The following is a 15022-nucleotide window of genomic DNA, read 5'->3' on the forward strand; positions in this document are numbered from 1 at the left end:
GGAGTCCGGGGACAGAACTGCCCCGCCGATGACAGCGGGGCAGCTCCGTCCGTCCCGGTGTCAGCCGGTGGCGCCTGTCTTCAGCGCCCGCGCGCTCCGTGCCAGGGCCGCGCCCGCCGCGCTGTCCGGCACCAGGGCGGTGTCGGACGTGTAGCCGGCGAACGATTCCAGCACGGCCGCGGCCTGACTGGTGCGGCCGGCGTCGGCGTGCGCCTCGGCCTGGGCGAGCCGTACGGTCAGCCGCTGCTGTCCCTGCGCCGTGATCAGGCCGTCGGCCCGCAGCTGGGTGATCAGCGCGCGGATGTCCGCGTAGGAGGTACGGGTCGTGAACGCCACCGTCTTCGTGGTGGTGTTGCCGGCCTTGTCCCGGGCCTTGACCGTGAGGTCATGGTTCCCGAGCGGCAGCCGCCACAGCTCCAGCGCCTGGCCGGAGGTGACGGACTTGCCGTCCAGCGTGGCCGTCGCGGTGGCCCCGCCGGACACCGCGTCCTGTGCCGAGAAGACCGGCGTCGGGCGCTTGGAGTTCCCGTAGACGCCGTCGGCGTCGAGACCGTTCACCGCCACCGTGGGACCGGTGCGGTCGATCCGTACGGTGAGCGAACCGACCTCGGAGACGTTGCCGCCGTTGTCGGTCGCCCGGTAACGGACGGTCGTGGCACCCTCATTGGACAGAGTGACGGTCGCGTTGGCCGACTGCCACGTCGTCCCGCCGTCGACCGAGTACTGACGGCTGGCGACCGTCCCGTTGTCGGTCGCCGAGACCGCGAGCGACACGTTGCTGGTGTACCAGCCGTCGTCGCCGTTGGGTCGGGGCGGGGTGAGCGTGGCGGTGACCTTGGGCGCGGTCTTGTCGGCGACGCCCGCGCCCTGGAAGGTCAGCGAGTCCAGTTCGACACCACCGGAGCTGGTGACGAAGACCTCACCGCTCCCCGAAGGGGCGTTCGGAAGCGCGGTAGTGACGGACTGCCAGCCCTCTTCGGCAGGAATCGACACCGTGGCGAACGGCTCGGCGTCGGCCGCGCCCCAGCGCAGCGCCAGGGTGCCGGCGCCACTGGCACGGGTCTTCACCCCGGTTATTCCGGCGAACGACACCGGGTCGTACGCGATCCAGTCACCCGCGTCGAAGGAGGTCAGCTTGCGCTGTCCGGACGCCGTGGTGTCGTCCGTGATCGTGACGCCCTCCGCCGAGTCGTAGTGCTCGGCTTGCATGACGGCGGGGTTGAGCACCACCTGGGCGTCACCGGTCGCCGGCGGAACGCCGCCCGCGCCCTTGTCGGTGTAGGTGATCCCAAGGACGCCGAAGACGTTCTCGGTGTCACCGTGCCCCGCGTCGGTCGGGGTCGCGACGCCGCCCGTGCAGCCGGTGCCGCTGTTGACCGGGTGCCCGTGCTGGTTGTGCCCGAGACCGAAGGTCCAGGCGGCCTTGGCGCAGTCCGGCGTGGTGCCGTCCTCCGGGTCCTCGACAGCTATTCCGTACGGCACCGCGTCGCCCCAGTTGAAGAACCCGCCGTCGGGCGGTGAGGTGATCCGTACCGTCGGCGCGGTGTTGCCCACGGTGATCTGACGGCTCGACAGGCCGAACTTGCCCTGGGGGTCGGAGACCTTCAGTCGGGCCTGGAACTGCCCATTCTCCGGATACGTACGGCTGGCCGTGGGCCCGGTGGCGTCGAAGGTGCCGTCGCCGTCGAGGTCCCACTGGTAGGTGAGGCCGCCGTTCTCCGGGTCACTGGAGCCGGTGGCGCTGAACGAGACCTCCAGCGGGGCCTGGCCGGACGTCTTGTCGGCCTTGATCACGGCGGTGGGTGCCTTGTTGCCCTCGGCGTAGTCGATCCGGTAGAGACCCGCGTCGGGATTCTGCCGGAAGAAGCCATCGCCGTAGTCGAGGACGTAGAGCGCGCCGTCCGGGCCGAACTCCAGGTCCATCGGGTTGTCCCACTGCGGGATGCCGTTTTGCGAACGCTCGCTGTTGGGCAGGAGGTTCTCCAGCTTGCTCACGGGACCGTCGGGCCCGTCGAGCGTGAACGCGGCGACGTAATCCTGGGAGAATTCCGCGAAGAACGCCTTGCCGTCCCAGTACTCGGGGAACTTGCCCGGTGAGGGGTTGTCCGCGTCGTAGTGGTACACCGGACCGCCCATCGGGGCCTGACCGCCGGGACCGCCGGGACCGCGGAAGGCGGTCAGCTCGGGCCACGGCTGGTCGGTGTCCCGGTCGCCGTACCAGAGCGTGGCCGGCACCGACGCGGGCAGCTCGGTCAGGCCGGTGTTCCAGCGGGAGTCGTTGACCGGCGCCGCGCAGTCGAAGGCGGGGCCGGGCGTGAGGGTGGCGAAGTCGAAGTCCCGGTAGGGCTTGCTGTTGTCACCCGTGCAGTACGGCCAGCCACTGTTCATGGCCTTGGTCGTGGTCTGCCACTCGACGTATCCCATCGGCCCGCGGTTCGGGTCGGCGGTGCCGGCGTCGGGGCCGTAGTCGCCCCACATCACGGCGTCGGTCTCGCGGTCCACCGCCAGCCGGAAGGGATTGCGCAGGCCCATCACGAAGATCTCGGGACGGGTCTTGGCCGTGCCTGGCTCGAAGAGGTTCCCCTCCGGGATGGTGTAACTGCCGTCCTCCTGGACGTCGATCCGCAGGATCTTGCCCCGCAGGTCGTTGGTGTTGCCCGAGCCGCGGCGCTCGTCGAGCCCCGGGTTGTAGCCGGCCGCGTCGTTGATCGGCGTGTAGCCGTTGACGTTCGGACCCGACGCCGGGGTGTTGCCGCCGGTCGCGAGGTAAAGGTTCCCCTTCCCATCGAAGTCCACGTCACCGGCGACGTGGCAGCACTGGCCGCGGTTGGTGTCGACCCGGATGATCTCCTGCGCGGTGGAGAGGTCGAGCTTGTCGCCGGTCCACTTGAAGCGGGTCAGGGTGTCGTACCCCTCCCACTGCTTCCAGTACGAGTCGTTCTGCCCGGCGGGCAGTTGGAGCGGGGCGGAGCCGGCCGGGGTGTTCAGCGGCGGCGAGTAGTACAGGTAGACCCACTTGTTGGTGGCGAAGTCCGGGTCGAGCGTGACGGTCTGCAACCCCATCTCGGAGTTCTGGTACACGTCGACGTGGTTGACGACCTTCGTGACACCGGTGCCGGGGTCGGTGAGCCGTACGTCGCCGTTGCGGGCGGTGTGCAGGACGCGGTTGTCGGGCAGTACGGCGAGGTCGATCGGCTCGCCGGTGTCCTTCGTCAGAGTGACTTTCTCGTAGTTCGACCAGTCCAGGGCGTGTTCATGGCCCGGGTGCGCCTGGGCGGCGGGCGCGAGGGCCACACCGCCCAGCGCGGGCAGTGCCACGAGCAGGACCCCCGTGATCAGGCGTCTCAAGGTGCGGTGCACGGTGATGTCTCCTCGATCGCTGGCGGTAAGGAGCGGACACGGAGGCGCCCCCGCGCGGAGGTGCCTCTCTTGTTCTGGGGCTCTTTCAGTCGAGGAGTCCCTTGAGCGCCGTGAAGCTGCGCTGCGCCGCGCCGAGCGAACCCGGCGGATTGGGCTGGGCGTTGGGCGCGGTGTCCTGCTCCCAGATGCCGACGTGCGAGGCGCGCGGCCCGATGTCGCGGACGAACCTCTCGTACGGAAGGTCACCGGCACCGAACTCGACTATGTCGAAGCCGTTGGCGTTCGCCGCGTTGGCGTCGCCGTCCTTCATGTGGAACAGCGGATAGCGGTAGGGCTGGTTGCGCACGTACGCGGCGGGGTCGAATCCGGGCCAGCGGTACTGGCCCACGTACGCCCAGTAGACGTCCAGCTCCAGATAGACATGGCGCGGGTCGGTGTTCTTGAGGAACACGTCGTACAGCCGGACCGACGGCTGGTCGGTGGCGAACGCGAACTCGCCCGCGTGGTTGTGCTGGTAGAGCTTCAGGCCACGCGCGGTCGCCGCGGCCCCCCAGACGTTGAACTCGTCGGCGGCGGCGCGGTACCCCGCGACGGTGTTGACGTTCGAGGGCGCGTTGGCGGTGCCCACGTGCGGCATCCCGAGGATCTGCGCGGCGTCCAGCTCGGCCTGGAGGTTGGTGCGCAGATTACCGATGCCGACGTGGCTGCCGACGGCGCGCAGTCCGTGGTCGTCGAGCACCTTGCGGATCTCCGGGAGAGTGATCTGCCGGCCCAGGATGGACGTGGACTGGGTGTATCCGGCGAACTCGATCTCCTTGTAGCCGATCCGGGCCAGTTCGGGGAGGACGACAGCGAAGCCGAGCGCACTGACCTTGTCGCGGATGCTGTAGAGCTGGATGCCGATGCGGTCCTTGGGGATGGACAGACTGCTCGGCGCGGCGGCGGCGGAGGTTGCGGCGGCCCCGGTGACGGAGGCGGCGGCGATGGCCACGGTGGTGCCGGCGGTGGCGCGCAGGAAGTCTCTGCGGTCGAAGGACTTGTGAATATGACTCACGGTCACTCCTGGGAAATGAGGAGAAGAAGGTGCGGATCGGGGCGCGCGGCCGGGCTGCTGCTCGGCGGTGCGCGCCGCGACGGCGGATCCACGGACTCCGGAACACGACGGAACGAGCGCGGGTGGGTGGTCGGTCGGCGACGGGAAGGGAACCGCCGCGCGGTGCGGAGGTACGGCGACGGGGTCGGACGCCGTCACTCGCCGGTGTCGCCGCGCGTGTCGCTGGCTGCGCCGCTCGGCGTCAGAGGCGGGACTTGCCCGCCTCGTGGGCGTCTGCCCGTGCCGCCGCGGCGCGGGCGGCGGCCTTCTCGGCGAGGTCGGCACCACGGTCCTGCGGCGCCGCCTCCTTGGCCGAGCGGGAGGAGGACGCGCCGGCGGCGGCGGTCTCTCCGGTGACGGCGCCACGGATGCGCGCCAACTCGCCCACGACCAGGACGGGGTCGTTGCCGGTCGCGGTGAGCCCGCCGCGCACGATCGCGTTGTCGAGTACGGCCTTCGCGGTGTTGTCGGTGACCGCCAGGTTGCCGCCGAAGTACGAGGCGCCGGCGCAGGATCCGAGCAGGCCCTCGCCGCCGAGCTGGAGGTTGTCGGCGTTGCCCGAGTACTTCGCCGCGCCGTATACCTCGCTGGCGCAGAACACGCCGCCGAGGGTGTTCCCGTTGACGGTGAGCGCGCCCTTGACGGTGGTGTCGTACACGTCGCTGTACTGGTTGCCGTCACCCGTCAGCGAGCCGTTGAGGGTGCTGCCGGAGACATACAGCTCGCCGGCCTCGGTGCTGACGTTCCCGCCGAGCGTCGAGTCGACCGCGTAGACGAATCCCTCGGTGGCATCGACCCCCTTGAGGTTGCTCTTCTCCAGGTGCGCGCCGAAAGCGGAATGGGTGGTCAGCGCGCCCTTGACGGTGGTGTCGGTGAGGTCGAGATAGGCGTTCTCTTCGACGGTGACCGCGCTGTTGAAGGTGGCGCCCGTTGCCACGAGGTCGGCTCCGGCCTCGACCGTCACTGTGCCCTTGACTCTCGTGCCGGTGAGGGTGCAGGACTTCCCGGCCGGTACGACCAGGTCGTTGCTGACGGTCACGGCCCCGCCGTCACCGACACAGGTGGTGTAGAGCGCGGCCTGGGCGGAGCCGGAGAAAGCCACCAGGCTCCCGGATGCCACCAGTGAGGCCGTGGCGATGAACGTAAGAATCTTCATGTCGCTTCCCTTCCGCTGCGGTCACGGCAGAGTCGGTGACCCGGCCGGTTTCCCCGTACTTCGACGGGGTGCTGAAACGGTGCGTGAGCGACGACCGCTGTGACAGCGATCGCGCGGTGCCTCGTGACGGGCGGTGGCCCGGCCATGGGGGGAGAGACGTGGAAAGACTCGTGAGGAGAAGAGCGTTCGAGGGAATGCCGATCGGCTGCGGTGTTACCGGGACGAAACACATGTCTCGATGGGCCGAGAGATTAGGGCGCCGCGTGGGGGACTGTCCAGAGGTTCGGTACGAATCTCTGGAACTTTCTGATGATTCATCAAAAGATGTGTGGTGCCAGTGGAAAAGGAGAGGGAACGTTCAGGGCGTCGGGGCAACGGCGCGGCTGTGTCGTCACGTTGGCAGTCGCGAAGGGGCCTGGAGGGCTCAACGGCTCGGCGGAAGCGCGGCAGCGGGGGCGAGGCCCGGGGGGCAGCCGGTGATGTCGTTCAGGTACGGCGCGTACGGCGCGTACGGGGCGGCCGGTCGGGGACCACGAGGTTCCGGGCGGTCGCAGGTCGTTCTCTCCACCCTGTCGTTCCTCGGGTAGCCCTCGTTCGGCCACGGCTGCAGGGCCGATGTCCGGCCGCATCAGGTGCGAGGGTGCGGGGCGACGCGTCGTAGGGGCAGGCCCGACGACTTGGCAACATGGCTCAGGAGGGTGGAAGGGGCCGTCTCAGGCCGGCTTGCGCCACACGGAGATGTGCTTCGCGGAGTCCTGGGTGAACGGTGCGCCGTCCCAGTCCGCGACGCGCTGTTCCAGCTCGAGCCCCGCGATCCGGGCCATCAGGTCGAGCTCCGCCGGCCACGCGTACCGGTGCCGGGAGTGCCCGCGACGGTAGCGGCCGTCGTCGCCGTCGCGGGTGAGGTGGTGCGACACGAGAATCTGCTCGACCAGGTCGAAGGTGTCGAAGCCGAGATGTCGCTCGGAGACGTCGAACGGCACCGCGACCTGCCCGGGCGGCAGGAACCGCAGCGGCGGCACGCCCAGCTCGATGACGAATCGGCCGCCAGGCGTCAGGTGGCGCGCGGCGTTGCGGAAGCACTCGACCTGCTCGTCCTGCGTGAGCAGGTTCGTGATGGTGTTGTAGACGAGGTAGACCAGGGTGAACTTACCGGGGACGACGGTCGTGGCCATGTCCCCGAGGGTGACCGGGAGCGTGTCCTCGTCGATCTTGAACCGCAGGACCGCTGCCATGTGTTCGGACAGTTCGATGCCCGCTACTGGCACGCCGCGTTCCCGGAGTGGGACGCCCACCCGTCCGGTTCCGATGGCGAACTCCAGCGCCCGGCCGTCGCCTGCGAGTTCGGCGAGGAAGTCGAGAGTGGGTCCCAGAACAGCAGCCGAGGACATCTCGCTCTCCTCGGCGTCGTAGCGGTCGGCGGTCGCACGGGTCCACAGCTCGCTGCTCGTCACGAGCAGCCACTTTGCCCGGCACGGCGAGGCGGTGTCCACGCATTTACCCTCAGGCAAGTGAGCATCGGACGTCACCCGGTGACGCACTCGCATGCTTGAAGCGACCGGCAAATGGATCACCTTGGCTCGACTGCGTGGTGGGGCCACTGCCCGCGGTCTTCCGGAGTGAGGAAGAAGAACCAGCCTGGGGTGACATGGTAGGCACCTTCGCAGGTGGCGATGTTCGAGCCGTTGTGTACCGCCGCGCGGTAGGCGATGCCGCTTCCGAGGTAGTCCATGCTGTCCGCTCCCACGAGGAGAATGAGTGCCACGGCCAGGTGAAGCATCGGACGCAGGGGACGGCGGGAGGGTGTTCTGACGGCCCAGACCGTTCCGGTGACGGACACGGCCGCGGCGGTGACGATGAACAGGACCGAAGCCAAGGAGAGCGCCTTCAGGGATCCTGGGGTTCGACACAGGATGTAGAACTGGGGCGACGGAACCGCGGCGGGCGCGCGCTCATAGAGGGCGAGCCAGACGGCTGCCATCCCTGATGCGGGGCCAAAGAGCCACAACGTGTAGATCCTCGAGCGCCGTCCGGCTATGGGTTCACCCTGCATGCATCTTCCTCCTTCGGCACCGGCACCGGTCGGCGCCGACCTTCGTCCCTTGCGCATCGGCGGCGACCGACCCCCTCACTGAGGAGCACGAGCCCTGCCAAGCCTGGTTGCGGACGCCTCAGCATCCTTGTTTCCGGGCGCTGGGGCGTTCGGCGATATCGATGACTCGCAGCTGGGTTGTCCTTTGACATCAGGCCCGGTGCTCGCACACCGGTGGCCGGTCAGGCAGGGATGTCCCACAGCACGTGCAGGGTGAGGGGCTTGCGGAAGACCAGACCGTACGGTGCGGTGGGGCGGTCCGGGTCCAGGCGCAGGGCGGGGAGGCGCTCGAGCAGGGCATCGAGGGCGATGCGGGTTTCAAGGCGGGCCAGGTGCGCGGCGAGGCAGTAGTGCGGGCCGTGTGCGAAGGCCAGTTGGAGACGTGCGTTCTCGCGGCGGACGTCGAACCGGTCGGGGTCGGGGAAGACGGCAGGGTCCCGGTTGGCGCCCGTCAGGGAGACGGTGACCAGGTCACCCCGGCGGATCGTGGCCGGGCCGAGGACGGTGTCACGGGTGGCGTACCGGTCCACGACTGCCGCGCCAGGTTCGAGGCGCAGTGATTCCTCGATGGCGCCATCCAGCAGATCTGGGTCGGCCTGGACCAGGGCGAGTTGGTCGGGGCGTTGCAGCAGATGCAGCAGCGCGTTGGTGATCATCGCCTCGGTGGTCTCGATGCCTCCGAACATCAGCACCGCGGCATTGGACGCCACCTCGGGCGCTGTCAGCTGCCCGGCGGCCGAGACGAGGAGCGAGGCAGCTTCCCGGTCGGTCACGGTGGCTTCCACGGCGGTCCGTAGTTGGGCGTACGCCGCCGCGCCGGCGGGCTCCGCCGCATGTCCCGCGGTGATGTCCGAAACCGACTGCACGATGGCGTCGTACCAGGAGAGCACCGTGCGCGGCGTGGTGCCGACCAGCCCCAGTGCCTGGGTCACGACGGCGACCGCGAGCGGGCCGGCGAAGGCACGTCGCAGTTCGACGGCGCCCGCCGGCCGCAGTGCGGTGATGAGCCGGTCGGTCTCCCGCTCGATGAACGAGGCGAAGCCCTCACGCACCGCCCGCGGCCGGAAGGGAGCGGTGAAGGGCTCGCGGTGGCGGGTGTGCTGGTCACCGTCCAGGGACAGCATGCTCGGGCCGACGACCTGCGCGGTGGAGAACCGGGGGTCGTCGACGGTGAAGGTCGCCGCGTCCCGCATCACGCTCAGCGCGAGGTCGCGACGGGTCACCAACCAGCCATCGAGCTCGGGCAACCAGGACACGGGTTCCTGCGCACGGAGCAGCGCCAGTCGCGGATGCGGATCCCGGGCGAGTTCGGCAAGCGTGGTCGCGGCACCGAGCGGGAAGGAGTCGACGACGCTCAACGCGCACTCAGGCCGGGTATGGCGAAACCGATCACACCACCGAGGCTAACAACCGCTTCGAAGGCGAGGCGGACGGGGGCGCCGCGCTCCCGGCGTGAGGGCCGTCTCCAGCGCGGCGACGCCCTCGGGTGCTGCTCTGCCCCCTACCAGCGCGGCAACGAGAGCGGTTGGGACAACGCCACATCATTCGACCCCGAGTGCGAGGTCGTCACCGCCGACCTCGCCGCGTTCCTCGTCCCGCCCCTGCGCGAACGCGCCGCGACGGGCGCGGACCGGACACGCGGGACCGGTCCGGCCGGAGGCGATCACGAGGGCTCCGGCCTGAGGGTGTGCCCGTGCGGCACGTCTACCGGGCGATTGCCTCACGCGCCTCACGCGACGAGTGGTGTCGGTCGTGCAGGGCGAAGTCGGCGCGGACGACCTCACCGGAGTGCAGTAGCAACTGGTGCACCACGGGCTGTCGGCCCGAGGACGTGACGACCACGCTGAGGTAGCCCTCGGGCAGGCCGGTCACGGCGTAGTCGCCGTGCGCGTTCGTCGACGTGGAGACCAACTGGCGACCGCTCGGATCCAGGACGGTCACCGCTGCGTGACGCAGGGGCCGCTGTCCGGAGTCGCGGACTGTGCCCACCAGGTCGGGCACCGGTTCACCGATGTGGTGGCGGTGGACGGGGAGCGCGGTGGGTGTCGGTGCCTCGAGGGACGGGTCGTCCACGGGCGGCTCCTCCACGTCCTCCTTGGTCTCCGCGTCCCTCCGGGCCGCCCTGCGGCGATGCGCCCAGGCGTCCAGGCCCAGCAGGGCGGCGCCGGCCGCGATCCACGCACACAGGACGAGGACGGGCTTGAGCAGCCCGGCGCCGTCGAAGTAGAGCACTCCGCGCAGGGCGTCCACGGCGTTGGCGAGGGGCATGACGGCGTGGACGTACTGGAAGAATGTCGGCAGCATCGGGGCAGGCGCCACGCCGCCGCTGGTGGGGATGGACAGCACGATGAACAGGGTCATTCCCACGGCGGGGAAGAACTGCCGCGTGAACGGGGCGAGACCGGAGGCGAACGTGGCCACCGCCGCGGTGAGCAGGAAGGCCACGACCATGGCCGCGGGGTCGTGGGGGAGGTAGCCGAGTCCCGCGCCGACGAGGAAACCGACGACGCTGAACAGGGCGGAGACGCCCGCGATGGACAGCAGTTTCCTTCGGCGGTCGAAGGCCACCGCACGCAGCAGTGTGGTGGCGAGGATGTAGCCGGGCACGCTCCATGCGATGCCGAAGTAGACGAGGGTCGTCCCCATCAGGTCCTGGCTCACGGTGGGTGCCACGTCCCGGATGGCGAGCTTCCGGTCATGCTGATCGGCGACCTCGGTGAAGGCTTTCGTCAGAGCTTGTTCCAGCGACATCCCGTTGGCTTTGGCCACGTAGAGCACGGGGCGGTCACCTCCGGCGAAGCCGGCCACGGCCGTCCGGTCGAGTACGGCCCGGCGGGCCTCCCCGGCACCGGATACGGCGGAGACGTCGAATCCACCGGGGTGCTGTAGCTGCAGGGCGGAGTCCACTTGGCGTGCCGCGGCCGGGCCGGCGACCACCACCTTCGCGTGGTGCGGCTCGGGAGCGTGCAGCGCGGGGGCGAAGCAGAACAGGAACCCCAGGAAGAGGGCCGCGGGAAACCAGAGGGCCTCCGCGAGGGTTCTGGTCGCCGGGATCCGGGGAGGCTGCCCCGCCCGGTCGGTGCCCGTCTGTCCGGCGTCTGCCACGGTCCTTGTACCCGGCCCTCTCGTGGGATCTCTCACCGGCCGGCGACCGAAGAGCACTCATATGCATGTAGGGTACATCAATATTTCGTGCGGACTCGGCGCGAAGTCGGGTCGTGGTGGGGCCTGCCGGTCAAACGGCCTGGTCGAGGCCTTGTGCATCCTGCCCGGGGCTCCGGCGGACATGCCGCTGGGAAAACGCTTGGACTCGGCGAGCGCCGTCGCGGGACACTGCGATTCCTGGCCTGTCCGTACTCGCACGTGGGGATCGCCGCGAGCTGCGGGGGCTCCGTCGTCGTGCCCCGACTGTCGGAGGGCGACTCGAGCGAGGGCACTCGAACCAAAGCTCCGCACGGCCATTGAGGCAACAGCATCTCACCACAGAAGCACGTGGGGGCTGCCGTACGACAACACGGGGTGGGGATGGGATCGCCTGAATCGCGCGAGGTGCCGCCGGGCAAGGGCCCGGTGCTTCTCGCACTTCGTTATTACGGACGGGAGATGGCCCGGCTCCGGCGGCTGACGGCGCCCGCGATGCTGCTGCCGGCGCTGGGCAACATCGGCATCAACTACATCGCGCCGCTGGTCGTCGCCAAGCTCGTCGGCCGCATCGCCGGCGACACCGGTATTGCCGTCGGGGCGGCGCTGCCCTACGTCTTCGGCTTTGCCGGCGTCCTGCTGCTCGCGGAGATACTGTGGCGCATCGGCCTGCACTGCCTGAACCGCCTTGACGCCCGCGGCATCGAGCACCTGTACGTGATCGGCATGGACGAGCTGTTCGCCAAGGACGCCGCGTTCTTCCACGACAACTTCGCCGGGTCGCTGACCAAGCGGGTCCTGAGCTTCGCCTCCCGCTTCGAGGAGGTCGTCGACACGCTGACGTTCTCCGTCGTGGGCAGCTTCGTGCCGCTGGCGTTCGGGTCGGTGGTGCTGTGGCTCTACGAACCGCTGCTCGTTGTCGGGCTCTTGGCGATGATTGCACTGACGGCGCTGTGCGTGGTGCCCCTGATCCGTCGCCGCCAGGCGCTCGTCGACCAGCGCGAGGAGGCAATCGCCCGGGTGTCGGGCCATGTCGCCGACAGCCTGATGAACATGGACACCGTCAGGGCGTTCGCCGCCGAGGAACGCGAGGCCGCAGAGCACCGGTCCCGGGTGGCGCAGTCGCGACGGCTCACTCTGAGGTCGTGGGACTACGGCAACCTGCGCATCGACACGCTGGTCGCACCGATGTCCGTGCTGACCAACGCGCTGGGCCTGCTGCTCGCGGTCGCGCTCGGTGGGGGCGGCAACGGCGTGGAGGAGGTCGTGGTGGCCTTCACGTACTACACCAACGCGACGCGGATCATGTTCGAGTTCAATCAGATCTACCGCCGCCTGGAGAGCTCGATGACGGAGGCCGCGCAGTTCACCGAACTGCTGCTCACGCCGCCGACCGTGCTCGACCCGGCGTCGCCGGAGCCGCTGCTGCCAGGGGCCGCCGACGTCCGCTTCGAGCAGGTGACCTTCGCCCACGCGGGCGCGGATCCGCTCTTCGAGGGCCTCGAACTGGCCGTGCCCAGTGGGGCGAAGATCGGTCTTGTCGGCCGGTCCGGCGGGGGCAAGACCACGCTCTCCCGGCTGCTGCTGCGGATGACGGACATCGACGCCGGCCGGATCCTGATCGGGGGTCAGGACATCAGCAGGCTGCGCCAGGCCGACCTGCGCAGCCTGATCGCCTACGTGCCGCAGGACCCGGCGATGTTCCACCGAACGCTGCGCGACAACATCGCGTTCGCCCGGCCGGACGCCACCGACGCCGAGATCCGCCGCGCGGCCGAGGCGGCGCACGTCACGGAGTTCGCCGCCGCGCTGCCGGACGGCTTCGACACGATGGTGGGAGAGCGCGGTGTCAAGCTGTCCGGCGGACAGCGCCAGCGGGTCGCCCTCGCCCGGGCGATCCTGCGCGACGCGCCGATCCTGCTGCTCGACGAGGCGACCAGCGCCCTGGACTCCGAGAGCGAGATCCTCGTCCAGGAGGCTCTGTGGCGGCTCATGGAGGAGCGGACGGCGCTCGTCGTGGCGCACAGGCTGAGCACGGTCGCCACCATGGATCAGCTCGTCGTCCTCGACCGCGGACGGATCGTCGAACAGGGCACGCACCAGGAACTGCTCGCGTCGGACGGCGCCTACGCGAAGCTGTGGCAGCACCAGTCCGGCGGCTTCCTCGACGACAGCCCCGCGCGGGCCGACCTGCACTGAACGCGGGCGCCGACGCCGCGGAAGACGTCGAGGCCGCCGTATATCCATTCCTGCCGCTCGATGAGCCTGGGCACGGGAGTGGTTGGCGGTGAGGAGAGTGGCGAACGTGGTGATGTGCTCATCCGGACGCCCATCGGCACAGCGGCCGGTCGCCGCGTGTCCACAGTGGAGCCCTCATCGGGGTGGACGGCGGCGACCGGCGATGGTGAGTCGCGGGAAGGTCAGCCCCGGTCCAGGACCGCCGCGAGAGCCTCCCGCAACGCCGTTCTCGGGTCCGCCGACGGTCCTTCCGACCTCCACGCGACGAACCCGTCGGGGCGCACCAGCACCGCACCGTCGGCGCTGACGCCGTGCACCTTTGCCCAGTTCTGGTCGCTCGCGGGGGACAGCTCCGCGTCGGGCCCACTGCCGATCCGGTACGAGTCGAGCGGCACGGACAGTTGCTTCGCGACGCCCGCCGCAGCGGCGTGCCACTCGCCGGCGCCGCCCGCGGAGCTCAGGAGCACCAGGGAACGCTCGTACAGGTCCAGGGTGGAGATGCGGGTGCCGGAGCGGTCCAGCCACATGTGCGGCGCCCGGCTCCCGGGCTCACCCGTCATCCGCATGCCCTCGGGCACGACGGGCATCGCCGGATCGGCCCCCAGGACGGCGCCGCGCGGATAGCCGTAGCCCAGCGCCACGTTGAGGATGCCGCCCTTCTTGCCGCCGGGACCGCCCGGGCCACCGGTGCCGCCGGGGCCGCCGACTCCAGGATCGGGGGTGTACCCGGGGTGGCTGTGCTCGACCGAACGCGACGAGGCGCGGGCGCTCGTCGCCTCCGCGACCGGCCGGCGCTCCATGTCGTAGGACTTCAGCAGACCGGTGCCGGCCCAGCCGTTCAGCACGGCGGCCAGCTTCCAGGCGAGGTTGTGCGCGTCCTGGATACCGGTGTTGGAGCCGAACGCCCCGGTGGGGGACATCTCGTGGGCGGAGTCGCCGGCGAGGAACACCCGCCCGTCCGCGTACCGTTCGGCGACCCTCTCGGCGGCGTGCCAGGCAGCTCGACCGGTGATCCGCACATCGAGGTCCGGCACCCCGACGGCCCGCCGGATATGGTCCGCGCACCGCTCGTCGGTGAACTCCTCCAAGGTCTCGCCGTGTTCGGGGTGCCAGGGAGCGTGGAACACCCAGTGCTCCCGGTTGTCGACCGGCAGCAGGGCCCCGTCGGCCTCCGGATTGGTGAGATAGCAGACGATGAAGCGCCGGTCACCGACGACCTCCGCGAGGCCGTGGGAGGTGAAGGTGACGCTCACGTTGTGGAACAGGTCGCCCGGCCCGCTCTGCTTGATGCCGAGCTGCTCGCGGATGGGGCTGCGTGGACCGTCCGCCGCGACCAGGTAGTCCGCCCGGATGGTGGTGTGCTCGCCGGTGTCACGACTCTTGACCCGCGCGGTAACCCCCTCGGCGTCCTGCTCGAACGACATCAGCTCCGTGGAGTACCGCAGATCTCCGCACAGCTCCCGAGCGCTCTTCAACAACACCGGCTCCAGGTCGTTCTGGCTGCACAGACACCACCCGCCGGGGCTGAAACGCGCGAGCCCGCCGCCGGGGTCGATCTCCTTGAACAGCCACTCACCCGCATCGCCCACCAGGGTCGGCGTCTGCATGATGCCGTGATTGTCCGCCAGCACCGAGGCGGCTTCCTCGATGCGCCGCTGCACCCCGGCCACCCGGAACAACTCCATCGTGCGCACGTTGTTCCCGCGCCCACGTGGATGGATCGAGGTGCCTGAGTGGCGCTCGACGAGCGTGTGAGGCACGCCGAGACGCCCCAGGAACAGCGAGGTGGACAGGCCCACCAAAGAGCCGCCGACGATGAGGACCGGCGTGTGGTGACCGACCTCGCCGGCCTCTTTCAATCGGTTCATTGAATGCCTCCAGGGTCACCTGCGAGGTGAGTCAGGGATGGGGATGCAGTTTCCATGCCCTGTGAGGACCGGTT

10 protein-coding genes are annotated in these 15022 nt (G+C 69.7%); 1 reads left to right on the forward strand and 9 read right to left on the reverse strand.

The genetic code is table 11. The features are described 5' to 3' along the window. Positions 1-60: 60 nt before the first annotated feature. The 8 genes from AB0D57_RS26150 to AB0D57_RS26185 form a co-directional block, all read right to left on the reverse strand. Complete coding sequence (locus tag AB0D57_RS26150) at positions 61-3360, reverse strand: PQQ-dependent sugar dehydrogenase (protein ID WP_362077643.1); 3300 nt, start codon at positions 3358-3360, stop codon at positions 61-63. A gap of 85 nt (positions 3361-3445) precedes the next feature. Then, positions 3446-4414, reverse strand: coding sequence for a sugar phosphate isomerase/epimerase (locus tag AB0D57_RS26155; RefSeq protein ID WP_362077646.1), 969 nt, complete (start codon positions 4412-4414; stop codon positions 3446-3448). 241 nt (positions 4415-4655) lie between these two features. Then, a complete protein-coding gene (locus AB0D57_RS26160) occupies positions 4656-5609 on the reverse strand; it encodes a hypothetical protein (RefSeq protein WP_362077649.1) in 954 nt (317 codons plus the stop codon). 713 nt (positions 5610-6322) lie between these two features. Beyond that, positions 6323-7063, reverse strand: coding sequence for a class I SAM-dependent methyltransferase (locus AB0D57_RS26165; RefSeq protein WP_362077652.1), 741 nt, complete (start codon positions 7061-7063; stop codon positions 6323-6325). 116 nt (positions 7064-7179) lie between these two features. Further along, on the reverse strand, positions 7180-7662 hold the full coding sequence (locus AB0D57_RS26170; RefSeq protein WP_362077655.1) for a hypothetical protein: 483 nt from the start codon (positions 7660-7662) through the stop codon (positions 7180-7182). 221 nt (positions 7663-7883) lie between these two features. Further along, a complete protein-coding gene (locus AB0D57_RS26175; protein WP_362077658.1) occupies positions 7884-9059 on the reverse strand; it encodes a cytochrome P450 in 1176 nt (391 codons plus the stop codon). A 183-nt stretch (positions 9060-9242) separates the two neighbouring features. Further along, positions 9243-9368 (reverse strand): hypothetical protein, encoded by a 126-nt coding sequence (locus tag AB0D57_RS26180; protein ID WP_362077746.1) that lies wholly within the window; start codon positions 9366-9368, stop codon positions 9243-9245. 37 nt (positions 9369-9405) lie between these two features. After that, a complete protein-coding gene (locus tag AB0D57_RS26185) occupies positions 9406-10806 on the reverse strand; it encodes a carboxypeptidase regulatory-like domain-containing protein (protein WP_362077661.1) in 1401 nt (466 codons plus the stop codon). A gap of 420 nt (positions 10807-11226) precedes the next feature. Between AB0D57_RS26185 and AB0D57_RS26190 the strand changes: the two genes are divergently transcribed. After that, positions 11227-13041 (forward strand): ABC transporter ATP-binding protein, encoded by a 1815-nt coding sequence (locus tag AB0D57_RS26190; RefSeq protein WP_362077664.1) that lies wholly within the window; start codon positions 11227-11229, stop codon positions 13039-13041. A gap of 221 nt (positions 13042-13262) precedes the next feature. Here AB0D57_RS26190 and AB0D57_RS26195 read toward each other — a convergent pair whose 3' ends face one another. Next, positions 13263-14948, reverse strand: coding sequence for an FAD-dependent monooxygenase (locus AB0D57_RS26195; protein WP_362077667.1), 1686 nt, complete (start codon positions 14946-14948; stop codon positions 13263-13265). Between the last annotated feature and the right edge of the window lie 74 nt (positions 14949-15022).

The organism is Streptomyces sp. NPDC048275, from assembly GCF_040652275.1.
Taxonomy (GTDB): domain Bacteria; phylum Actinomycetota; class Actinomycetes; order Streptomycetales; family Streptomycetaceae; genus Streptomyces.

Excerpts from the sequence above, each read along its gene's own strand:
- AB0D57_RS26160 (WP_362077649.1), bottom strand. The coding sequence starts at position 5,609 with ATGAAGATTCTTACGTTCATCGCCACGGCCTCACTGGTGGCATCCGGG.
- AB0D57_RS26170 (WP_362077655.1), bottom strand. The coding sequence starts at position 7,662 with ATGCAGGGTGAACCCATAGCCGGACGGCGCTCGAGGATCTACACGTTG.
- AB0D57_RS26190 (WP_362077664.1), top strand. The coding sequence starts at position 11,227 with ATGGGATCGCCTGAATCGCGCGAGGTGCCGCCGGGCAAGGGCCCGGTG.
- AB0D57_RS26195 (WP_362077667.1), bottom strand. The coding sequence starts at position 14,948 with ATGAACCGATTGAAAGAGGCCGGCGAGGTCGGTCACCACACGCCGGTC.